This is a genomic window from Streptomyces sp. NPDC101132 (assembly GCF_044759225.1).
Lineage (GTDB): Bacteria > Actinomycetota > Actinomycetes > Streptomycetales > Streptomycetaceae > Streptomyces.
This window is the reverse complement of the sequence record NZ_JBIVYX010000015.1, coordinates 150,716-171,735: the sequence shown is the minus strand read 5'-3', so window position 1 is coordinate 171,735 and position 21,020 is coordinate 150,716. Positions and strand designations below refer to the sequence as shown.

The 21,020-nt window shown below is 74.5% G+C and carries 23 protein-coding genes; 10 read left to right on the top strand and 13 right to left on the bottom strand.

Annotation, left to right across the window (positions count from 1 at the left end):
• The 3 genes from ACIQUR_RS29495 to ACIQUR_RS29485 form a co-directional block, all read right to left on the bottom strand.
• A complete protein-coding gene (locus ACIQUR_RS29495) occupies window positions 1-777 on the bottom strand; it encodes an alpha/beta fold hydrolase (protein WP_403670598.1) in 777 nt (258 codons plus the stop codon).
• Window positions 774-3,074, bottom strand: coding sequence for a DPP IV N-terminal domain-containing protein (locus ACIQUR_RS29490; protein WP_403670595.1), 2,301 nt, complete (start codon window positions 3,072-3,074; stop codon window positions 774-776). The genes ACIQUR_RS29495 and ACIQUR_RS29490 overlap by 4 nt, the downstream gene beginning before the upstream one ends.
• A gap of 92 nt (window positions 3,075-3,166) precedes the next feature.
• Entirely contained in the window at window positions 3,167-3,865 is a 699-nt protein-coding gene (locus ACIQUR_RS29485) for a DUF4097 family beta strand repeat-containing protein (protein ID WP_403670592.1), read from the bottom strand.
• Between the two features lie 235 nt (window positions 3,866-4,100).
• On the opposite strand from ACIQUR_RS29485, the gene ACIQUR_RS29480 reads away from it, so the two are divergent.
• Complete coding sequence (locus ACIQUR_RS29480) at window positions 4,101-4,676, top strand: DUF6434 domain-containing protein (protein WP_403670590.1); 576 nt, start codon at window positions 4,101-4,103, stop codon at window positions 4,674-4,676.
• On the opposite strand, the gene ACIQUR_RS29475 is transcribed toward ACIQUR_RS29480, so the two are convergent.
• A complete protein-coding gene (locus tag ACIQUR_RS29475) occupies window positions 4,673-5,338 on the bottom strand; it encodes a DUF998 domain-containing protein (RefSeq protein ID WP_403670587.1) in 666 nt (221 codons plus the stop codon). The two genes, ACIQUR_RS29480 and ACIQUR_RS29475, sit on opposite strands and share 4 nt — an antisense overlap.
• Before the next feature lie 121 nt (window positions 5,339-5,459).
• Here ACIQUR_RS29475 and ACIQUR_RS29470 point away from each other — a divergent pair, with 121 nt between their 5' ends.
• Window positions 5,460-6,077: a class I SAM-dependent methyltransferase gene (locus tag ACIQUR_RS29470; protein ID WP_403670584.1), complete on the top strand. Its 618-nt coding sequence runs from the start codon at window positions 5,460-5,462 to the stop codon at window positions 6,075-6,077.
• Between the two features lie 26 nt (window positions 6,078-6,103).
• Here ACIQUR_RS29470 and ACIQUR_RS29465 read toward each other — a convergent pair whose 3' ends face one another.
• Window positions 6,104-6,499, bottom strand: coding sequence for a hypothetical protein (locus tag ACIQUR_RS29465; protein ID WP_403670581.1), 396 nt, complete (start codon window positions 6,497-6,499; stop codon window positions 6,104-6,106).
• 142 nt (window positions 6,500-6,641) lie between these two features.
• Here ACIQUR_RS29465 and ACIQUR_RS29460 point away from each other — a divergent pair, with 142 nt between their 5' ends.
• From ACIQUR_RS29460 to ACIQUR_RS29450, 3 genes are all read left to right on the top strand, one after another.
• The gene (locus ACIQUR_RS29460; protein WP_403670578.1) at window positions 6,642-7,019 is read left to right on the top strand and encodes a PadR family transcriptional regulator; all 378 of its coding nucleotides are present in this window, start codon (window positions 6,642-6,644) and stop codon (window positions 7,017-7,019) included.
• Window positions 7,016-7,597 (top strand): HAAS signaling domain-containing protein, encoded by a 582-nt coding sequence (locus ACIQUR_RS29455; RefSeq protein ID WP_403670575.1) that lies wholly within the window; start codon window positions 7,016-7,018, stop codon window positions 7,595-7,597. Before ACIQUR_RS29460 ends, ACIQUR_RS29455 begins: the two co-directional genes overlap by 4 nt.
• A gap of 108 nt (window positions 7,598-7,705) precedes the next feature.
• Window positions 7,706-8,176, top strand: coding sequence for a hypothetical protein (locus ACIQUR_RS29450; protein WP_403670572.1), 471 nt, complete (start codon window positions 7,706-7,708; stop codon window positions 8,174-8,176).
• Window positions 8,177-8,213: 37 nt separating this feature from the next.
• On the opposite strand, the gene ACIQUR_RS29445 is transcribed toward ACIQUR_RS29450, so the two are convergent.
• Window positions 8,214-8,429: a hypothetical protein gene (locus ACIQUR_RS29445; RefSeq protein WP_403670569.1), complete on the bottom strand. Its 216-nt coding sequence runs from the start codon at window positions 8,427-8,429 to the stop codon at window positions 8,214-8,216.
• Between the two features lie 132 nt (window positions 8,430-8,561).
• Here ACIQUR_RS29445 and ACIQUR_RS29440 point away from each other — a divergent pair, with 132 nt between their 5' ends.
• Both ACIQUR_RS29440 and ACIQUR_RS29435 read left to right on the top strand, forming a co-directional pair.
• Window positions 8,562-9,557 (top strand): GlxA family transcriptional regulator, encoded by a 996-nt coding sequence (locus tag ACIQUR_RS29440; protein WP_403670566.1) that lies wholly within the window; start codon window positions 8,562-8,564, stop codon window positions 9,555-9,557.
• Window positions 9,558-9,645: 88 nt separating this feature from the next.
• Entirely contained in the window at window positions 9,646-10,263 is a 618-nt protein-coding gene (locus tag ACIQUR_RS29435) for an isochorismatase family protein (RefSeq protein ID WP_403670563.1), read from the top strand.
• 34 nt (window positions 10,264-10,297) lie between these two features.
• Here ACIQUR_RS29435 and ACIQUR_RS29430 read toward each other — a convergent pair whose 3' ends face one another.
• The 6 genes from ACIQUR_RS29430 to ACIQUR_RS29405 form a co-directional block, all read right to left on the bottom strand.
• Entirely contained in the window at window positions 10,298-11,044 is a 747-nt protein-coding gene (locus ACIQUR_RS29430) for a hypothetical protein (RefSeq protein WP_403670560.1), read from the bottom strand.
• 156 nt (window positions 11,045-11,200) lie between these two features.
• Window positions 11,201-12,229, bottom strand: coding sequence for a S66 peptidase family protein (locus tag ACIQUR_RS29425; RefSeq protein ID WP_403670557.1), 1,029 nt, complete (start codon window positions 12,227-12,229; stop codon window positions 11,201-11,203).
• A 212-nt stretch (window positions 12,230-12,441) separates the two neighbouring features.
• A complete protein-coding gene (locus ACIQUR_RS29420) occupies window positions 12,442-13,032 on the bottom strand; it encodes a dihydrofolate reductase family protein (protein ID WP_403670554.1) in 591 nt (196 codons plus the stop codon).
• A gap of 111 nt (window positions 13,033-13,143) precedes the next feature.
• Window positions 13,144-13,833, bottom strand: coding sequence for a PP2C family protein-serine/threonine phosphatase (locus ACIQUR_RS29415; RefSeq protein ID WP_403670552.1), 690 nt, complete (start codon window positions 13,831-13,833; stop codon window positions 13,144-13,146).
• 116 nt (window positions 13,834-13,949) lie between these two features.
• Window positions 13,950-15,203, bottom strand: a complete 1,254-nt coding sequence (locus tag ACIQUR_RS29410; RefSeq protein ID WP_403670550.1) for a glycosyltransferase — start codon at window positions 15,201-15,203, stop codon at window positions 13,950-13,952.
• Between the two features lie 139 nt (window positions 15,204-15,342).
• A complete protein-coding gene (locus ACIQUR_RS29405; RefSeq protein ID WP_403670547.1) occupies window positions 15,343-15,873 on the bottom strand; it encodes a GNAT family N-acetyltransferase in 531 nt (176 codons plus the stop codon).
• A 258-nt stretch (window positions 15,874-16,131) separates the two neighbouring features.
• Here ACIQUR_RS29405 and ACIQUR_RS29400 point away from each other — a divergent pair, with 258 nt between their 5' ends.
• Both ACIQUR_RS29400 and ACIQUR_RS29395 read left to right on the top strand, forming a co-directional pair.
• Window positions 16,132-17,631, top strand: a complete 1,500-nt coding sequence (locus ACIQUR_RS29400; protein ID WP_403670670.1) for a M4 family metallopeptidase — start codon at window positions 16,132-16,134, stop codon at window positions 17,629-17,631.
• Window positions 17,632-17,724: 93 nt separating this feature from the next.
• Window positions 17,725-18,459 carry a Clp protease N-terminal domain-containing protein gene (locus ACIQUR_RS29395; protein ID WP_403670544.1) on the top strand — a complete coding sequence of 245 codons (735 nt, stop codon included), beginning with the start codon at window positions 17,725-17,727 and terminating at the stop codon, window positions 18,457-18,459.
• Window positions 18,460-18,596: 137 nt separating this feature from the next.
• On the opposite strand, the gene ACIQUR_RS29390 is transcribed toward ACIQUR_RS29395, so the two are convergent.
• On the bottom strand, window positions 18,597-19,271 hold the full coding sequence (locus tag ACIQUR_RS29390) for a TetR/AcrR family transcriptional regulator (protein ID WP_403670542.1): 675 nt from the start codon (window positions 19,269-19,271) through the stop codon (window positions 18,597-18,599).
• A gap of 148 nt (window positions 19,272-19,419) precedes the next feature.
• Here ACIQUR_RS29390 and ACIQUR_RS29385 point away from each other — a divergent pair, with 148 nt between their 5' ends.
• A complete protein-coding gene (locus ACIQUR_RS29385; protein WP_403670539.1) occupies window positions 19,420-20,997 on the top strand; it encodes an FAD-dependent monooxygenase in 1,578 nt (525 codons plus the stop codon).
• Window positions 20,998-21,020 lie beyond the last annotated feature (23 nt).

The following is a 21,020-nucleotide window of genomic DNA, read 5'->3' as shown; positions in this document are numbered from 1 at the left end:
TCAGTCCGTGAAGAAGGCGGTCAGGGCGGGGGCCAGGGCGTGCGGGTCGACGTCGTGGTCCTGGCCGGGGAGGGTCTGGTGGCGGCCGGGGAGGGCGGCTGCCGCGTTGCGGATCCAGGCGTCGCTCGCTCCGCCGTCGAGGACGAGGAGGTGCGGGGCCAGGGAGTCCCAGCGGCCGGGCGGCAGGGGCCGGCCGGACATGGTGCCGGCCATGACCTGGGCGTCGTACGGGAGGGTGTGGGCGAGCGCCTCCATGCCGGGCCAGAAGGGGGTCTGGCGCATGCCCTCGACCACCTCGGCGGGGAGCCCGACCCCGCGGGTGAGGAAGTAGGCGACGGCCTCGGAGCGGGCGCCGGCCGCGACGAGGGCGGTGAGGTGCTCGGCGTAGTCCCCGGGGACGGGGGTGCGGGTGTCGTCGACGACGAACGGCGGTTCGTACACCGAGAGGCGGGAGATCGCGCTGCCCCGGGCGGCGGCCTCCAGGCTGAGGACGGCGCCCGAGGACATGCCGTGGACGAAGGCGCTTCCGCCGGCGAGGCGGATCAGGGCGTCGAGGTCCTCGATCTCGCGCTGGACGTCGTACGGGGCGGTGTCGCCGCTGTCGCCCCGGCCGCGGCGGTCGTACGTGAGGACCTCGAAGTTCCCGGACAGCAGGTCGGGCAGGGCGCCGAAGTCGCCGCGGCGCTGGAACGCGCCGCCGACGAGGATCAGGGCGGGGCCGTGTCCGGTGCGCTCGTAGGCGATCTTCGTGCCGTCCGGGGAGAGGGTGTGGTTCATCTGCTTCCTTTCGGGTCTAGGCGAACAGGATCGGGCCCGAGGGGGATGCGGGCCGGGCGGTGGGTGGGCGGCGTGGTGCCCATGAGGGCGCTGACCAGGAAGTCCCAGCAGCGCTTGCGGACGTAGGCGAGGTGGTCGAAGAGGGTGTGCTCGGCGCCGGGGACGAGGAGGAGGTCGAAGTCCTTGTCGGCGGCGACGAGCCGGTCGGCGAGGCGGAGCGTGTGGTGCGGGTGGACCTGGTCGTCCATCTCGCCGTGGACGAGGAGGAGCCGGCCGGTGAGGAGGTGGGCGCGGTCCAGGCTGGAGGTGCGGGACCAGGCGTCGGGGTCGTCCGCGCCGTCGTAGCTCTCGACGAAGCCCGCGTTGAAGTGGGGGGCGTCGTGGGAGCCGGAGAGGGCGACGCCGGCGTGGTACACGTCGGGGAAGTCGAACATGGCGCGGGCCGCGGCGAATCCGCCGCCGGAGTGGCCGAGGACGCCGACGCGGCCGAGGTCCATCCAGGGGCGGGTCGCGGCCAGCTGGTGGAGGGCCGCGACGTGGTCGTCCAGGTTGCCGGCGTCGGCGAGCCGGCCGTGGGACGCGTCGTGGAATGCCTTGTCCCGGCCGGGGGTTCCGCGGCCGTCGAGGGCGATCACGACGAAGCCGAGGGCGGCCAGGGGTTCGGCGTCGAGGCCCATGGCGCCGGGGTCGAAGGCCGGGGAGACGCGGTTGACCTGCGGGCCGGGATAGACGTTGTCCACCACCGGGTAGCGCTGGGCGGGGTCGAAGCCGTGCGGCCGGTGGAGGACGCCGTAGAGGTCGGTGACGCCGTCGGCCGCCTTGACGCGGAAGCGCTCCGGCGGGGTCCAGCCGGTCGCGGTGAGGCGGGTGGTGTCGGCGCGTTCCAGGTGCACCAGGACCCGGCCGGTCCAGTCGCGGACCGTCGTGACGGGGGGCGTGTCGACCGTGGAGGCCGAGTCGATGAAGTAGCCGTGGCGGCCGTCGGCGGGGAGGGTGACCGTGTGGTCGAGGGCGTCGTCGGTGAGCCGGGTGAAGCCGGTGCCGTCCAGGGCGGCGCGGCAGACGGTGCGCCGGTACGGGTCCTCGGCGACGAGGCCGGAGGCGGTGAAGTAGACGGCGCGTTCGGTCTCGTCCACGCGCAGGATGCCGCGGACCGCCCACGGTCCGGAGGTGATCGGGTTGAGCAGCTCGCCGGTGTGCAGGTCGTAGCGGTAGAGGTGGCCCCAGCCGTCGCGCTGCGAGTACCAGAGCACCTCGTCGGCCAGGGTCCGTACGATCGGCGGCTCGTAGGCCCACTGGTTGGGTTCGACCCGGGTCGGGCCGGTCTCGGCGAGGACCGTGGTGACCTCGCCGGTGGCCGGGTCCATCCGGTGCAGGGTGAGGGTGCGGAGGTCGCGGGGGCGGTCGAGGTAGTAGACCGCCGAGCCGTCGTCGGCCCACCAGGCCCACTGGGTCATGACGGGTGACAGCTGCGGGGCGAGCAGTGGTTCGGCCCTGGAGGGGACGGCGGTGCCGTCGGTGACGTCCAGGACGACGAGTTCGGCGAGGGGCAGGTGGGCGTCGCCGGGGTGGGCGTAGCGCTGGGTGTGGGTGCGGGGCGCGCCGCCGTCGGCGGGGTGGGCCTCGACGAGGTGGGTCAGGCGGACCAGGCGCTCGTCGGTCCGGTGCGTGAGCACCTTCGTGGAGTCGGGCGACCAGGCGACCGCGGGCATCAGGTGGGGCAGGCCGAGCTTGCGCAGCAGGGTGGCGTTGGCGGTGGCGGCCGGTCCGGTTCCGTAGGCGTGGTCGGGTTCGCCGTCGGTCGTCAGGGGCCACTCGCGGCCGTCGGCGAGGGAGCGGGCCCACAGGTCGTGGCCGCGCAGGGAGACGGCGACCCTGCCGTCGGGCGACAGGACTTCGAGGGGGTGGGCGGGCGGCGTGAACTCGGTGCGCTCGCAGACGTAGCCGTCCGGTCCGTCGAGCCGGCAGCGCCAGAACGCGCCGAAGGCGTCGAACTCGACGGCGTCGGGGGTCGGCCGGAGGGTGGTGAAGGGGAGGGCCTCGGGGTCGGCCGGGTGGCCGGAGGCGGCGGTCAGGGCGGCGGCGAGGCGGGCGTGGTCGAAGGCGGGCTCGCGGGTTCCGGCCGCCGGGTCGACCCGTACGAAGCGCTTGCCGGCGCCGTCGTCCACCGCGTACCAGAAGCGGGCGCCCTGGTCGGTCCACTGCGGGGTGACCCTGTCGCCGACGACCAGCTCGCCGGGGCGGGCGGGGCGGCTCAGGAGCCGCTCCGCCGCTCGGTGGTTCTGGGGGGTGCTCATGCTGGGGGTGCGTCCTCGGGGTGGTCGGGGGCGGGGGGGTCCGGGGGGGGATGGGTGGGGGCGCGTCCGGGGGATTCGGGGTTGCGGCTCCTTCAGTTGGCGCGGGCGGTGATGTCGCCGTACGAGGTGGTGGCGTGGATGGTGAGGGCGGCGGCGGAGCCCTCGGTGTTGGCGAGGCTGTTGTGGATCCGGCCGTAGGAGGTGCCGGCGTCGAGGGTGGCCGAGACGCCGCGGGCGGCGCCGACGGTCACGTCACCGGCGTCGGTGCTCAGGCGGACCGTGCCGCGGACGGCTTCGGCGACCATGAGGTTGCCCTTCTGGGTACGGATCTCCGCCGGGCCGCCGAGGCGGCCGACCGCGATGTCGCCGGCCTGGAGGGTGATGCGGCCGCCCGCGGTCTCGTCGACCTTGACCGAGCCGTGGGCGCTGTCGTACTCGACCTCGCCCAGGCGGCCGATGGCGCGGAACTCGGCCGACGCGGTCTTCGCCCGGAGGTGGGAGCCGGCCGGGAGGTGGACGGTGACCTCGACGGAGCCGGGGTTGCCGAGCGTGCGGGCGCTGTCCTCGGGGGCCTCGATGCGGAGGACGCCGTCGGCGTAGGTGACCTGGACCGCTTCGGCGGCCTTCACGTCGCGGCCCTTCGAGGCGTCCGCCGGCAGGACCTCCACCGTCGTGTGCGTGTCGTCCGTCGTGGTCGCCTGGTCCGACTCGTCCGTGGCCACGAAGCGGATGCGGCCGGCGGGGACGTTCAGGAGGGCGGAGAGGGGGGCGGTGGTGGCGAACGTCTGCATGATCTGCTCCTTGATCGTGTCGGGCGCCGGCCCCTTTGGCCTGCTCGTTTCCGACAACGCAAAAGCTACGTTGTGTTCACTGATTCGGCAACGCACTTGTTGCGATGGATGCTTGTTACTGCAGGTCAGAGTGGGTAAATCGTTGCGTTGAGCATGTAGGTTAATGCAACTCATCGAGATGAGCGTTGCAATGGAAATGGAGTTAACGCCACGTCGGCAGTTGCTAGGATGGAATGTGCGTTCGAATCAGGGAGACGGTGGCGGAGGACGCCCGGCACTCAGCTCCGCGCTGACCGGGGACGAGCTGGGGCGGTGGTACTGGACCCTGGCCGAGCTGACCGGGCTGGCCCGGGAGCTCGGCGTACCGCGCGGGGGCGGGAAGGCAGCGCTCACCGGCCGGCTGCGCGCCGCACTCGACGGGGAGCCGGTGCCCGCGGAGGTGCGGGTGGTCCGGCGGCCGGGCGGGCGGCAGTTGGCGGCCCCGGTGGACGCCGGCACGGTGATTCCGGACGGGCAGCGGTGCAGTCAGGTGCTGCGGGAGTTCTTCCTGCGGGAGATCGGGCCGGGGTTCCACTTCGACGCGCACATGCGGGCCTACGTCGCCGAGAACGCGGGACGGACCCTGGGCGAGGCGGTCGCCCACTGGCACGCGACGCGCGCCGAGGCGGCCCAGCCGCAGGAGATCGGCGCCCAGTTCGAGTTCAACCGGTACCTGCGCGACTGGCACGCCGCCCACCCGGCCGGCCGTCGGGAAGAGGCCCTCGCGGCGTGGCGCGACCACCGGGCGGCGCCGCGGGAGGGTCGGCCTTAGGCCCTGTCGGTGAGGAGGCGGGCCGTGACGGCGGTCAGGTAGGTCAGGCCCAGGGCGGCCGCGGCGGTGAAGGACAGGACCGCGGCGGAGGAGCCGGCGAAGCCCGCGAGGACGGCGAGCGGGACCAGGCGGGAGGCCAGGGCCCAGCCGCGGTGGCCGCGGGCCGCGAAGGAGCGGGCCAGGACCAGGAGGGCGGCGCACAGGGCGAGGTAGCCGATCATGCCGCCGGCCATGTGGACGGCGCCGTGGGTGCTGAGCCGGGTGGAATCGGGGCTGCCGGCCGGGAAGCCGGCGCCCGCGTCGGCCGGAAAGACCGCGGCCGCGAGGAACGAGGCGCCGAAGACGCCGATCAGGCGCGGGGCCCAGGTGCCGCCGGGCGTGTTGCGGAGCAGGCGGTGGAGGCCGGTCGCGGCTGCCGTGAGGAGGGCGGCGGCGAGCAGGAAGTTCGCCGTCTGGATCCAGCCGTGGGTGCCGAGGGCGAGCTGGCTGATCGCGTTGCGGGTGAAGTCGAAGCCGTCGCGGGCGACGCCCTGGGCGATGCCCGCGGCGAGGAAGAGCGGACCGGCTGCAAGGCCGCCGGTGAGGAGGAGCCGCGTGCCGGTGGGGACGGGGGTGGGGGTGGATGCGGTGCGGGGGGTGGTGGTGCGGGTGGGGGTGGTCACGGGGGTGCCTCCTCGGCCGGCCTGCGCGTCGGTGTTCCGAGGGGTGGACCCCGGGCGGCGTGCGAACTCATCGGTCGGCGAGGGGAATTCCGGCAGGAGAGGCTGATTAGGCTGCTCGGTCATGACGACAGCGGGGCAGCGGATGGCGGCGGCGTTCGACGGGCTGGCCGAGGGGTACGACGACGCGCACCACGACGGGATCGCGCGGGCGCTGGTCCGGTGGCTGACTCCGGGCGCGGGTGAGGCCGTGGCCGATGTGGCGTGCGGGACAGGTGCGGTGGCGCTGGCCGTGGTCGCGGCGGGCGGGGGTGCGGTGCCGGTGCTCGCGGTGGACCTGTCGGCCGGGATGGTGGCGGCGGGCCGGGCGCGGGCCGATCGGGCAGGGGCCGGCGGGGCGGTCGACTGGCGGGTGGGACCGGCGGTGCCCCTGCCGGTCGCGGACGGTGCGCTGGACGTGGTGCTGTGCGCGTCCTCGCTGCACTTCCTGGGGGCGGCGGCGCTCGACGACTGGGTGCGGGCGGTGCGGCCCGGCGGGCGGGTGGGGTTCACCCTGCCGGTCGCGTCGCGGTTCCGGCCGGGTGGGGTGTTCGCCGGACTGGTGGCGGGGGATCTGGTGATGCCGGAGACCGCGGAGGACGGGTGCCGGCTCGCGGCGGCGGCCGGGTTCGCCGACCCTGCCGCCCGGCTGCTCTCCGCAGGGGACCGGGCCGTGGTGATGGTACGGGCCCGGGTGCCGTGAGCGGGTGGCCTGAGCGGGTGGCCCGCTCAGGCGGTGGCCCGGCGGGCGCGGGAGGCCGTGATGACGGTGAGGCCGGCGGTGGCGGCGAAGGTGGCCATCGTGGTCATGCCGACGCCGATGACGAAGAGGCCGCTGCCGTCGTCCGACCAGTCGTAGAACGAGGCGACGGTGAGGCCGGCGGTGGTGCCGATGATCGATGCCACGACCAGCTGGCGGCGGGCGGAGGCCCAGACGACCGCCGTGAGGGTCAGGACCAGGCCGATCACCTGCCAGGCCTGGTAGGGGCCGCTGACCGAGCCGTCCGGGGCGACGTCGAGGACCTGGTCCCAGCCGAGCCAGGCCGCCCAGGCGCCGACGGCGAGGCCGGCGAGGAGGGGGGTGGCCATCAGGTCGCGGGGGAGGCTGTGGAGTCGAGTGCTCATGGGGATCAGTGTTCTGGAGCGGGGAAGTCCAGGTCAGGGTGCTGGTACTCAGGTTCGGCGTGCATCCGTCTGAGTACCCGTGAGTGGGTGGGCGGGGGTGGCGGGTTGTCGGTGTGTTTTCGCGCCAGGTATCTTGCATTGCATGGTTCCTGGTAACGCAAAGAACGAGGCGGGAGGGCGGGTCCCCAGCCAGTTGCGCAAGGGCGTGCTGGAGCACTGCGTGCTCGCGCTGCTGCGGGACGGGCCCAGGTACGGGGTCGAGCTGCTGGCCGAGCTGTCCGCGGTCAGCGTGATGACGACCAGCCAGGGCACGATCTACCCCCTGCTGTCGCGGCTGCGGCGGGAGGGGTACGTCGACACCGAGCTGCGCGAGTCCCCGAGCGGGCCGCCGCGGCGGTACTACACCCTGACGCCCGTCGGCCGGGCGGCCCTCGCCGAGTTCGCGCAGGCGTGGCCGCTCTTCCGGGACGCCGTCGACCACTTCCTCACCGACTCCGATCCGCAAGGGGAGACCGCATGAACGCCATTGCCGAGCACCCGCTGGTGACCGCCTACCTCGACGCCGTCTCGCGCGAGACGGCCGAACTGCCCGCCGAGCGGCGGGCCGAACTGCTCTCCGACCTGCGCGAGCACGTCCAGGACAGCGGCGCGGAGGGCGAGGAGCAGATCCGGGAGGTGCTGGAACAGCTGGGCGACCCGCGGACCGTGGCCGCGTCCGCGCTCGCCGAGGAGCCGGCCGTCGTGCACCCCGCCGCGGCGGCGACCGGCCCGGCCGCGCCTCCGGAGCCGCGGTGGCGGACCCGGGTCACGGTGGGGCTGCTCGCGTGCGCCGGCCTGCTGGTGCTGGCCAACCTCGCGGTGGGCGGGGTGGCCCTGCTGGCCGGCCTGGTGCTGCTGTGGAGTTCCGCGCAGTGGGAGCGGCGCGAGAAGGTGCTCGGCACGGCCACCTCCGTCGCCGTGCCGGTGATGCTGCTGGTGGGCGCGCTGCTGCTGGCCGCGGTCCGGGTCGGGCCGGTGGAGCTGATGGTGATCGCGGCGTGCTCCGTGGCCGTGCCGGCGGTGGGGGCGATGGCGCTGCTGCGCACCGCGCGGCGGTGAAGTCCCCTCATGGAGCGATGAGTCGGCTGCGCGGACCGCGCAGGAGGCCACGCTCCGCCTCGGGCTCGGTGCCGCCGGTCTGGGTGTAGCTGGTGGGGCGGTGGGCGCGTGAGCTGGGCGGTTCGGCTCTACCCCGCCGCCTTCCGGCGGGAGTTCGGCGACGAGGTCGCCGAGGTGTACCGGGAGGCCACGCGGGATGCGGGTCCGCTGGGGCGGATGCGCGAGACCGGCGACGTGATCGGGCACGCCCTGCGCATGCGGCTCGGGCTGGGTTCGGCCGGGCGGTGGTTCGGGGCGGTGGTGGCGGTGGCGGTGGCGGTGCCGTACGCGGTGAGCTGGCTGCGGTTCCTCGTACCGGTGGCCGGCGGGCTGCTGCTGGCGGGGCGTCAGGCCTTCGTACGGCTGCGCACGGCGCCGGCGGTGCCGGCCGCGGGGCTGCCGTTCCTCGTCCTGGCGGAGCTGACCGGGGCGCTCGCCGTGTACCTCGCGCTGCCGCTGCTGCTGGTGGTGCTCGGTGCCGCGGTGGCCGTGAGCGTGCGGCGGCGGCGTGGCGGGAGCGGGCCGCTGGTCGGCGCCTGAGTACGGCGCCGGACACGCCTCGCGCCCCGGCTCCTTCCTAGGGCTCGGTGGGCATGGGGGCCGGGGCTGCGGCGAGCATGCGTTCGGGGGTCCAGTAGCTCTCGGGGTCACCCTGGGGGGTGAGGGCGTGGGAGGACGCCGATCCGTCCGGGGCGGGCGGTTCGGGGGTTTCCCGGGCCGCCGCGGTGTGCGTCGCGGCGATCAGGGCGGCTGCTGCCAGGGCCGCGGCTGCGGCCAGGGTCTTCGCGTTCATGGGTTCCCCGGGTTCCTGGTGCGGGACGGGCGGGTGTGCTGTGGCGGCAGCCTAGGGGGTCCGGCCGCCCGTGTCCGGATGTGACAGGGAATCGTCATTGCGGCCGCCGCCGGGGGCGGTGAGGATCGACGCATGTCCACCACACCCCACCGCGTCGTCATCGCGGTCTTCCCCGACGTCGACCTGCTCGACGTCACCGGCCCGGCCGAGGTCTTCTCGCTGGCCGGGCGGGAGACCGGGGGCCGTGCCGGGTACGAGGTGCTCCTCGCGTCGCCCGACGGGGAGGCGGTCCGGACCTCGGCCGGGGTCCGGCTGGTCGCCGACCTCGCCTTCGGAGAGGTCCGCGGGCCGGTGGACACGCTGCTGGTGCCGGGGGCCGTGGACATGGGGCCGGACGGTCCGGTCGCGCGGATCGACCCCGGTGTCGTGGCGTGGGTCGCGGAGACCGCGGCGCGGGCTCGGCGGGTGGCGTCGGTGTGCGTCGGTGCGCACGTGCTGGCGGCGGCCGGGCTGCTGGACGGGAAGACGGCGACCACGCACTGGTCGACCGCGGCCCAACTGGCCGCCGACCACCCGGACGTGACCGTCGACGCCGATCCGATCTTCGTACGGGCGGACCGCGGGCGGCTCTGGACCGGGGCGGGCATCAGCGCGTGCCTGGACCTGGCGCTGGCGCTGGTCGCGGAGGACCTGGGCGAGGACACCGCGCTGGCGGTGGCGCGGCAGCTGGTGATGTACCTGAAGCGGCAGGGCGGCCAGAGCCAGTTCTCCGTACCGCTCAGCCGGCCGCCGGCGGGGCGGCGGGACATCGACGAGCTGCTGCTGTTCATCGCCGACCACCTGGACGGCGACCTGTCGGCCGGGGCGCTGGCGGCGCGGATGTGCCTGAGCGAGCGGCACTTCGCCCGGGTCTTCGCGCGGGAGACCGGGGTGAGTGCCGGTGCGTACGTCGAGTCGGCGCGGGTGGAGGCGGCGCGGCGGCTGCTGGAGACCGGGGACCTGTCGCTGGGTCAGGTCGCGGAGGCGGCCGGGCTGGGGTCGGCGGAGACGCTGCACCGGGCGTTCCGGCGGCAGGTGGGGACGACGCCGGCGGCGTACCGGCGGCGGTTCCGGATGTCGGTCGGCTGACCTTCCCTTTTCCTTCTTCTTTTCGTTTCTGCCGGTGGGCTGGGCGGACTGTTCGCCGCGCCATGCCCCTTTTGTGAGGAGAGTCCTGATGAGCGTTGTGTCGAAGCGGCTGCGCGAGGTGGTCGGGCTGGACGACCGGCCCGCCCGGCTCGCTGAGTCCGTCCTGGTGATGGTCGACTTCCAGAACACCTACCGCGAGGGGGTGATGGCCCTGGAGGGTGCGGAAGAGGCCCTCGCGGAGGCGGCGCGGCTGCTGGAGCGGGCGCGGGCCGCGGGTGCGCCGGTGGTGCACGTGGTCAACGACGGCGGTCCGGGCACGCCGTACGACATCCGGGCGCGGATCGGGGCGATCAGCGACGAGGTCGCGCCGCGGGCCGGTGAGGCGGTGGTGGTGAAGCAGCTGCCGGACTCCTTCCAGGGGACCGATCTGGAGAAGGTGCTGGAGGGGCTGGGGTTCGCGGCGGGGAGCGGGAAGGACCTGGTGCTGGCGGGGTTCATGACGCACATGTGCGTGCTGTTCACCGCGCAGGGGGCGTTCAACCTGGGGTACCGGCCGACGGTCGTCGCGGGGGCCACGGCCACGCGGTCGCTGCCGGGGGCGGACGGTGGCGTGGTGCCGGCGGAGGTGCTGCGGGCCGGGGCGCTGGCGACCGTGGCCGATCTGTTCGGGGTGGTCGTGGCGTCCGGTGAGGTGCTGGACGCCTGAGGTGCGGTCGCCGGCCGGGGAGTGCCGTCGGCGGCTAGGGGGTGCGGAGCGCCGCCAGCATGCCGCGCGCGTCCTCGATCATCGCGGACTGGACCTCGGTCCAGTCCGGTTCCGGGAGTTCGGCGGCGTCGGGCGAGTTCTCCAGGGAGTAGTCGGTGTTGGCCGTGGTGGTCACCACGAGCTGGAAGACCCCGCCGCCGTCCAGGACGCGCAGGATCCGCCCGTCCGTCGCCGAGGTGGTGAGCATCAGGGCGCGCTGCCCGAGGCCGGGCACCTCCTCCTGGCGGGGCGTCTCCAGCGAATCCTGGAGCTCGGCGCTGCGGGCCTCGAACTCCGGCTCCGGATCGGTGCGGTGGTGTAGTTCGACGGACGCGCGGACGTTCCAGGAGCGCCACTGGCCCCGGGCACCGGCGTGGTCGCTGTCGCGCCAGCACACGCCGGTGCGCAGCGCCGGGTCCGTGGTCCGGGTCCGGCCGGTCTCGGACCAGTCCGCGATGCGGGTCGCCTGGCCGAGTGCGGGTACGTGGACCCGGTCGCACATGTCGGAGGGGAGCGCGTAGTCCATCCGGGGGCGCTCGGCGGCCGGTTCGTGCGGGGGGTGGAGGACGTACAGGCCGGCCACCCAGAGGGCCGAGACGGTGACGGCGCCGGTCAGGGCCCAGGCGAGGCGGCGGCCGCGGGGGGCCGGTGTCCCCTCCGGCGGGGCGGCGGGGCCGCTTTCCGGCAGTGGGTAGGAGGCGTGCGGGTCGTCGTACGAAGTGATCTCGGGCTCGGATATCAACGGTCGGTCCCCCTCGGCTGGGCCGGGCTCCCCCCGGCCACGGCCTCGACAGGGTACGGCGCACCCCGGCCGTCCACGTGCCGCGGGGTTGCTTGCACTTCGTGCAGGGGCGGGGTCGGGGCGCGGGTGTCCGGGCCCCGGGTGTGCGGCGGCGCGTCAGGTCAGGGTCTGGGTCAGTTCGCTGCGGTCCCGGGTGTGGACGAGGCGACCCAGGGCGCCGTTGACGAGTGGCAGGTACGGCGGGACGTGGCCGCACTCGACGTCGGCGACGATCGGCACGCCGAGCGGGCCGAGTGCGTCGAGGACGGCCTCGTGCTGGGTGAGGGTGGGTGCGTCCGGGGCGTTGGTCCGGGCGACGAGGACCGCGTTCGCCCGGTCGAAGAAGCCGGCGAGGCGCATGCCGTGCAGGTTGCGGCAGATCGTGAAGGCGTCGTGACCGCCGGCCTCGACGTACACGAGCAGGCCTTCCGGGGACTCGGCGCGGGCGAAGGCCGAGGCGTCGAGGTAAGGGGTGCCGGCGAGGTTGCACAGCATTTCGATGCAGCCGCCGATCAGCCGGCCCTCGGCGGTGACGTCACCGGCGCCGTCGAGCCGGGTCCAGGAGCCGGCGGAGTCGAGGGTGAACTCGCGTACGTCCGGGTGCTCGGCGTAGTCGTCCCAGCCCGTGGCGCGGTGACGGCCGGGCGGTGTCTGGGTGAATCGGTGGCCCGGGGGCGCCGCGACGACGTCCAGCCACGACAGCAGCCCTTCGGGGGCGCGGTAGGGCGTGTCCATGAGGTTGTTGCCGTGGACGGTGGCCGTGCCGGTGAGCAGGGTCAGCGGCGTGAGGAGGGTCGACATGTCCGAGTAGCCGACGAGCCAGGTCGGCTCCGCGTCGCGCAGCCGGCTCCAGTCGAGGTGCGGGATCAGGTCGATGGCGGTCTCGCCGCCCCAGGGCGGTACGACCGCGCGGATCGTGGGGTCGGTCAGCATCGCCATGAGCTCGGCCGCGCGGTCGGGGGCGGGAGCGCTGGCGTGGCCCGAGCCGTCCATGCACCGGCCGAGGACGACCTCGTAGCCGCGGGCGCGGACGTCGCCGAGGGCGACCTCGAGCCGGGCCCGCAGCTCCTCCGGGACCCCGCTGGACGGGGAGGTCACGCCGATGCGGTCGCCGGGGCGCAGGGGGCGGGGGTATCGGACCGTCATGCCGTGAATCCTGGTGGGGGTTCGCGCGGAGGACAACGTGGTTTCCGCGGGGCGGGGGTCGGCCGGTGAACGCGACGGGGCACGGTTCTCGCGCCCGTCGGCTCGGTGTCGGCGGCGGTCTCGGCGGTGCACGCGGAACCCGCGCCGGGGGCCGGCGCGGGTCGGGGCAGCGGGAGCGGGGCGCGGCCCCGGATCCGGGGCCGCCGCCGGGGTCAGGCCTTGCGGCGGTACGTCGAGACCACGACGCCCTGGGGGGAGGTGACCGCCTCGGCCAGCTCGAAGGTGTGCAGGCCGCCGTCCGAAGGGAAGAGCGACTTCCCGCCGCCCAGCAGCACCGGCATCGTCATCAGCCGGAGTTCGTCGGCCAGGCCCTCGGAGATGAGGGTGCGCGCGAGGGTCGGGCTGCCCATCACGACCAGGTCGCCGCCGTCGCGGTCACGCAGCTCGCGGATCCCGGCGACGGCCCCGGCGCCGGGGATGCGGACGGTGTTGTCCCAGGTCAGCTTGTCGTCGCCGAGGGTGTCGGAGACCACGTACTTCTGGATGGAGTTCATCCGGTCGGCGAAGGGGTCGCCCGCCCGCTCCGGCCAGGCCGCGGCCATGTTCTGCCAGGTGCGGCGGCCGAAGAGCAGCGCCTCGGCGCCGGAGAGGGCGTTGTCGAAGGCGCCGCCGACGACCTCCGGGTCGAAGAAGGGGTGGGTCCAGCCGCCGTGCGCGAAGCCGCCGTCGGTGTCCTCCTCCGGGCCGCCGGGAGCCTGCACGATGCCGTCGAGGCTGATGAACTCGGTGATGACGATGCGCATGTCGGTCCGCTCCCGTGGTCTGCGTGTGTGGCGTGCGAAGAGGTGGACCGGCGTGGCCCGCCGGACTCATCGGCGCGCCGGCACCTTTCTCGTGTGATGCGGGTCACATGGTCAGAGGTCGGCGATGAGGGCCGTCGCGTTGTCGGCGGGGCCGGTGGCATGGGCGACCGCCGCGGCGACGAGCGCGCGGGCCGCCGCCTGCGGGGTTCCCGCGAGGTGGGCGGCGAGGTCGGCGCCGGCGTCCTCCAGGGGTTCGTACGCGCCGTCGCTCGCCAGCAGCAGCCGGCCCCCGGCGGGCACCGACCGGGTGCCGAGCAGCCAGTCGGGGCGGGTGTCGCCGAGGTAGGAGGTGACCAGGTTGCGGTCGTACGGGCCGGGCGTCATGCCCATGTCCTGCAGTTGCCGGCGCATGTTGTGGTCGGCGGTGAGGCAGACCGCCTCGCGGGCGCCCGGCGGGAGCAGGTAGGCGCGGGAGTCGCCGCACCACGCGACCTGGAGCCGCTGGTCGGACACGACCGCCACGACGGCGACCGCGCAGGGCAGTTCCGCGTACGGGTCCTGGCGCGCGGGATCGGCGGCGATGGCGGCGTGCACCGCACGCAGGCCCGGCTCGGCGCCCTCCCGGGCGGCGGCGCGGGCGAGGCGGCGGGCGGTGGTCCGGGCCCAGTCGCGGACCTCGTCATTGCTGCCGATGCCGTCGAGCAGCGCGTACGACCGAGCGCCGCGATGGGTGAACGTCGCGGTGGCGTCGCATTGGTGGGACCGGTCGCCGGTCAGCTGGGCGGTGGCATGGGCACGCATGAGGCTCCTTAATGTGCGCGATTGTGCCAAATTGCCGATGGTCGGTGCAGGAACGTGCCGTCTCTCGGCGCGCTCGCCTGCCGGCGGGTGGTCCGGGCAGGGCCGCGCGGCGGCCGTCAGAGGCGCGCCAGGGCCGAGAGGACGGGGGCCGGACCGTCTTCGGCCGCCAGCGCGGCGGCCAGGGCGCGGGGCCGCGCGGACGGCACCGCGAGGGCGGCGCGGATGGCGGCCGCCAGGTCCGCGGCGTCGAGGCGCTGGTAGCGCAGGGGGCGGGGGGCCACGCCGAGGGTGTGCAGGCGGGCGGCCCAGAAGTGCTGGTCGAGCTGGACCGGTACGGGGACGGCGGGGACGCCCGCCCGCAGGCCCGCGGACGTGGTGCCGGCGCCCGCGTGGTGGATGACCGCGGCCATGCGCGGGAACAGGGCGGCGTGCGGCGCCTCGCCGATGGTGAGGACGTCGTTCCCCTCGGCGTGCAGGCCGGACCAGCCGGACTGGACGACGCCCCGTACGCCGGCCAGGCGGAAGGCCTCCACCAGGAGGGCGGACAGGCGCGGGGCGTCGCCCGCGACGAAGCTGCCGAAGCCGGCGAAGACCGGCGGCGGGCCGGCCGCGAGGAACTCCGCCAGCCGCGGCTCGGGTTCCCAGGCGGGCGGGGCCGGCGGCCACCAGTAGCCGCACACCTCGTGGCCCACGGGCCAGTCGGCGGGGCGGGGTACGACGGTGGGGCTGAAGCCGTGCAGCACGGTGCGGGCGGGAGGGAGGCCGAGGAAGCCGGTGAAGGCGCCGCGGGAGGTGCCCCGGCGGGGCGCGGGGAGGCCGAGTTCGCGGCGCAGGGCCCGGACAGCGGGGGCGAAGAGTCCGTCGGTGCCGGCCCAGAGGGCGCGGGAGGCCAGCAGGTTGCCGTAGCCGCCGAGGGTCCGTGCGGCGGTGACCAGGGGCGGGAAGGCGCGGGTCGGGGTGACCGGCTGGAGGTAGCCGCTCAGGCTGGGGATGCGGTGGGCCTCCGCCAGGACGGTGCACATCGGGTCGGTGACGGTGGAGGAGATCAGCACGTCCGCGCCCTGGGCGACGGCGTCGGCGATGCCGCGCGTGAGGCGGGGCATGAAGCGCCGGGCCATGGTGACGGCCCGGGCCATCGCCACGGCGGGGCTGACGGCGCGGGCCAGGCCCTGGCCGGTGGCGGAGGCCAGTTCCTCTCGGGGGTCGACCGGGAGGGGGCGGAAGCCGATGCCGTGGCCGGTGACCGTGCCGGCGAAACGGGCGTGGGTGGCGAGGTCGACGGTGTGGCCGGCCTCGCGCAGGCGGACGGCGAGGCCGGTGTAGGGGGCGACGTCGCCCCAGGAGCCCGCGGTGACGATCAGTACGCGCACGTGCCCAGTGTGCCGGGCGCGCGGGGCGGGCGTACCGGGTCGTGAGGGGTTGTTCCGCGCGGGGTGGGCGGGGTGGTGACCGGGACGGGTGGTTTCCGGCCGCTGCGGAAGGGGGCCGTGGACGTCGGCCGGCGGTCCGTCAGGGGGTGCCGGCGCCGGGCGGGGAGGTGTGCAGGTCCATGCCCAGGAATTGAGACGGGGTGAAGCCGAGGGAGCTGTAGAGCGGCTTGCCGTCGGTGCTCGCGTGGAGCTGGATGTACGTCAGTCCCCGGGCGTTCAGCCAGTCGACCAGGCCCGACACGATCCGCCTGCCGTAGCCCTTTCCGCGGGCCCCGGTGTCGGTCACGATGCCGTCGAGGTAGCCGCGGCGGCCGTCCGTCCAGAGGGGGCCGGGCAGGTGGTACGTCACCCAGGCGAGGCCGCAGGCCTCCAGCCGCTCGCCGGGCCCACCCCCGATGACCAGGCACGTGTGGTCGGGGCGGGCGGTGAGGCGTTCGGTGAACCAGGCGTGGGCGACCTCGCGCCAGGGGGCGTCGGCGGGACCGGGATCGACGCCGAGCGAGGTGAGCGCGACGGCGCGGAGGCGGACGAGTTCGGGGAGGTCCTCGGGCGTCGCCCGGCGTGGCGCGGGCACCGGGGCAACGGGTGTCGCGGGTGCGGGATCTGTCATGGGATCACGTCCCTTCCGGGGTCTCATTTCACAGCCGGACGTATCCGGCATTCGGACAGCAGTTTTCTACGTTCGGACAACTCAAGGTCAAATTCTTGTTGCAGACCTGTCAAAAGCCTCAGGTCGCTGGCACGCTTCTCAGCCGCTGACCCCCACGGCTTCCAAGGAGCACGAGTGACCTTCCCCCAGTCCTCATCCCGCACCTCCCGCACCCGTACCCGGATCGTGCGGGCAGGCGCACTGGTCGCCTCGGCCGCGATGGTGGTCGTCGCGGTGCAGAGCGGCTCGGCCTCCGCCACGGCCGACCGCGAGGCCGGCGCGAGCGCCGTGTCCCTGTCCGGTGCGCAGCGCGCCACCGCCATCGCCCAGGCGCAGTCCGGCGCCGCCGCGACCGCCAGGGCGCTGGGCCTGGGCTCGTCCGAGGCCCTCGTGGTGCGCGACGTGATCCGCGACGCCGACGGCACCGTCCACACCCGGTACGAGCGGACGTACGCCGGACTCCCCGTGCTCGGCGGTGACCTGGTCGTCCACCAGAAGAAGGACGGCAGCCGCAAGACCACCCGCGCGACGAACGCGAAGATAGCCGTGGCGAGCACCTTCGCCGCCAAGGCCGCCCCGAAGAACGCCCGCAAGGTCGTCTGGGCCGCGAACGGCACGCCCACCCTGGCGTGGGAGGCCGTCACCACGGGCACCTCGCACGACGGCACGCCGAGCGAGCTGCACACCATCACCGACGCCCGCACGGGCAAGGTGCTGCACAGCTACGACGCCGTCTTCACCGGCACGGGCACCAGCCAGTACAGCGGTTCCGTCCCGGTCGGCACGGTGAAGAACGGCTCGCTGTACGAGCTGACGGACGCCGGCCGCGGCGGGCACAAGACGTACGACCTCAACGGCGGGACCAACGGCACCGGGACGCTCTTCACCGACGCGGACGACGCGTGGGGCGACGGCACGGCCGGCAGCCGGCAGACCGCGGCCGTCGACGCCGCCTACGGCGCCGGCGTGACCTGGGACTTCTACAAGAACGAGCTGGGCCGCCTGGGCATCCGGGGCGACGGCGTGGGCGCGTACTCGCGGGTCCACTACGGCAACGCGTACGTCAACGCCTTCTGGTCGGACCAGTGCTTCTGCATGACGTACGGCGACGGAGCGGGCAACGCCAAGCCGCTGACCTCGCTGGACGTCGCCGGGCACGAGATGACCCACGGCCTGACCTCCTCGACGGCGGGGCTGCGCTACAGCCGCGAGTCGGGCGGCCTGAACGAGGCGACCTCGGACATCCTCGGCACCTCCGTGGAGTTCTACGCGGCGAACTCGGCCGACCAGGGCGACTACCTCATCGGCGAGAAGATCGACATCCGGGGCAACGGCACGCCGCTGCGCTACATGGACAAGCCGAGCCGGGACGGCAACTCCGCCGACTACTGGTCGAAGACCCTCGGCCGGCTGGACGTGCACTACTCGTCCGGGCCCGCGAACCACTTCTTCTACCTGCTGTCGGAGGGCAGCGGCGCGAAGACGGTCAACGGCGTGAGCTACAACTCGCCGACGTACGACGGCTCGTCGGTGACCGGCATCGGCCGCGTCAAGGCGTACAAGATCTGGTACAAGGCGCTGTCGACGTACATGACCTCGTCGACGGACTACGCGGGCGCGCGCACCGCGACCCTGAAGGCCGCCGGCGACCTCTACGGCAGCGGCAGCACGGAGTACGCGGCCGTCGCCGCGGCGTGGACGGCGGTGAACGTCAAGTAGGGATCGGCCGAGGGCTCCACTGCGGGCTCCACTGAGGGATCGACTGTCAACCGTGGGTTGACGCCCGACGGGGTGTCAACTTACGGTTGACGCATGACGAATCCCGTGCGGCTCGACGACCTGATCGACGCCATCAAGAAGGTGCACGACGACGCGCTGGACCAGCTGTCGGGGGCCGTGATCGCGGCGGACCACCTCGGGGAGCTGGCGGACCACCTCATCGGCCACTTCGTCGACCAGGCGCGGCGCTCCGGCGCGTCCTGGACCGACATCGGCCGCAGCATGGGGGTCACCCGGCAGGCCGCGCAGAAGCGGTTCGTGCCGAAGGAGGACGTGGACCTGGACGCGAGCCAGGGCTTCAGCCGGTACACGGACGAGGCGCGGCGCGTGGTCGTGGCCGCGCAGACCTCGGCGCACGCCGAGGGCAACCACGAGATCGGGACCGTCCACCTGGTGCTGGGCCTGGTGGCCGAGCCCTCGGACCTGGGCGCCCGGACGATCGTGGCGCAGGGCGTGGGCCTGGAGGCGGTGCGCGGGGCGGCGAAGGCCGCGCTGCCGGCCCCCTCCGCGGGCGACGCGCCGGCACTGGTGCCGTTCGACGGCGAGGCGAAGAAGGTGCTGGAGCTGACGTTCCGCGAGGCGCTGCGGCTCGGGCACAACCACGTCGGCACCGGGCACGTCCTGCTGGCGCTGCTGGAGTTCGAGGCCGGCGCGGGGCTGCTCACGGGGCTCGGGGTCGACAAGGCGGCGGCCGAGGCCGAGGTCGCGGAGCGGGTGGCGGAGCTGGCCGCGGCGGCCTCGGGAGCAGGAGCGGAAGCGAACGGCTGAGACCGTCCGTGCGGCTGGGACCGTCCGTGCGGCTGGGACCGTCCGTACGGCTGGGATCGCGGGAGGCCGGTGTCGCGCTGGGGCGCGGTGCCGACCTCTTCGCGCGTTCCGGGGGGGGCGGGGGCGGTGAGTGCCCGTCAGGCGATGCCGTAGCGGGCCGCGATGCCGTCGAGGATGAGCTGGAGGCCTTCCTCGAAGTGGGTGTCGTAGTCCTCGAAGAGCTGGGTGCCGGCCGCCGCGGTGAGGGGGTAGTCGGCCATGCGGGCGGCGCGTTCGGCCACGTCGTAGCCTTCGCGGCGTTCGCCCGGGGCGGGGTGGACGCCCTGTTCCTCGGTGACGAAGCCGAGGGTGTAGGCGAAGGCCGTGCTGGTGGCGCGTACGGCCTGGGGCAGGTCGAAGCCGGCGGCGACGAGGCCCTGGAGGTGGGCCTCCGTCTGCGCCGCGTGGTCGGTGCCGGTGAAGCGTGAGCCGCTGAAGACGCGGGCGCCGTCGCGGTAGGCGAGCAGGGCCCTGCGCAGGGAGCGGTTGGCGAGGAGCAGGCGCTCGCGCCAGGGGAGGGCGCCGGCCGGGTGCTCCGCCCCTTCGCCGGTCATGCGGCGGTACATCTCGGTGGCCATCTCGTCCACGAGCTCTTGCTTGTTCTTGAAGTGCCAGTAGAGCGCGGGCGCCTTGACGTCCAGCTCCTGGGCGATGGCGCGGACGGTGAGCTTGTCCAGGCCGGTCTCGTTGAGCAGGCGCAGCGCCGTCTCGGCGACGGTCGCCCGGCTCAGGGGCGGAACGCGGGGCGGGGTGTGCTGCGGCTTGGAGGTCATCGGCCGGCTCTCTGTGTCGCTCTGCTTCTCTTCGGGGATTGACACCTTAACAACGTTAAGTGCATGCTTGCGGCACGACCTTCCTTAACATTGTTAAGGGCGGTTGGTTTGTGCGTGTATGCCGGGATCGGTTGGACGGGGGAAGGTCATGCGGAAGCAGATGCAGGGGCAGGCGCAGGGGGCCGAGCGGGGGCGGGGCGCCCATGTGCGGCGGGAGAGGGATTTCGAGCCGGAGGCGCCGGGCCTGGCCGGTGGCTCCGCGGTGGACGTGCTGGTCGTGGGGGCCGGGCCGACCGGTCTCGTGCTGGCCTGTGATCTGGCCCGGCGGGGCGTGCGCGCGCTGGTCGTCGAGCGTGCCGCGGGGCTCTTCCCCGGCTCGCGAGGCAAGGGCGTGCAGCCGCGGACGCTGGAGGTCTTCGACGACCTGGGCGTGCTGGGGCAGGTGCTGAAGTGGGGCGGCCTGGCGCCGACCGCGATGGCGTGGGTGGACGGCCGGCGCGTGGGCGAGCAGCCCGTGTTCGAGGTGGTCGAGCCGACCGAGGAGGCGCCGTACCCGGGACCGTGGGTGCTCCCCCAGTGGCGCACCCAGCAGATCCTGCTGGAGCGGCTCCGGGAGCTGGGCGGGGACGTGCGGTTCGGCGTGGAGCTGACGGCGCTCGCTCAGGACTCCGATGCCGTGACGGCCACGCTCGGCACGGCGGACGGGGGCACGGAGACGGTGCGTGCCCGGTACGCCGTGGCGGCCGACGGCGGGCGGTCGACGGTGCGGCGGCTGACCGGCATCCCGATGACGGGCGGGCAGGTGGACCCGATGCCGATGGTCGTGGCCGACGTGGTGATCCCGACACTCGACCGGGACAACTGGCACGTCTTCCCGCCGAAGGAGGAGGGCGCGGGCTTCGCCGCGCTGTGCCCGATGCCGCACGCGGAGGACTTCCAGTTCGTCGCGCAGGCCGCGGAGCGGCGGGACGGGATCACGGCCGACGACGTGCGCGCGCTGGTGGCCGCCCTGACGCACGTCGGGGCGGAGGAGGTCACCGAGGTGCGGTGGGCCTCGGACTTCACGGTGAACGCGGCGATGGCCGAGCGGTTCCGGGAGGGCCGGGTCTTCCTCGCGGGGGACGCGGCGCACGTCCACTCCCCCGCGGGCGGCCAGGGGCTGAACACCAGCGTCCAGGACGCGTACAACCTCGGGTGGAAGCTGGCCGCGGTGCTGCGGGAGGGGGCGCCGGAGGAACTGCTCGACACGTACGAGCAGGAGCGGCTGCCGCAGGCGGCCGCGATGCTGGGGCTGTCGACGCGGATCCACCGGGGCGAGGCGCGGCGCGGGGCGGAGACCCGGCAGCTGGGCATCCACCTGCGGGAGTCGCCGCTCACCCGCGAGACCCGGGAGGGGCTGGCGGAGGGGGCGCTGCGCGCCGGAGACCGGGCCCCCGACGGGCGGCGGGACGGGCTGCGGCTCTTCGACCTGTACCGCGGGCCGCAGTTCACGCTGCTGGCGGTCGACACCGAGCTGCCGGAGGAGCTGCCGCCGCTGCCGGGGCTCCGGACGGCGCGGACGGGGGCGTACGAGGTGTACGGGCGGGGCCTGTACCTGGTGCGGCCGGACGGGTACGTCGGCTGGGCAGGGGCCGGCGGCGCGGAGGCGGGGCGCGAACTGCGGGAGTGGGCGCGGCTGGTGACGGGGGTGGTGGCCGGGGTGCCCGGCGGGATAGGGCAGGGGTGAGGCTCCGGTCAGCGTGGCGGGGG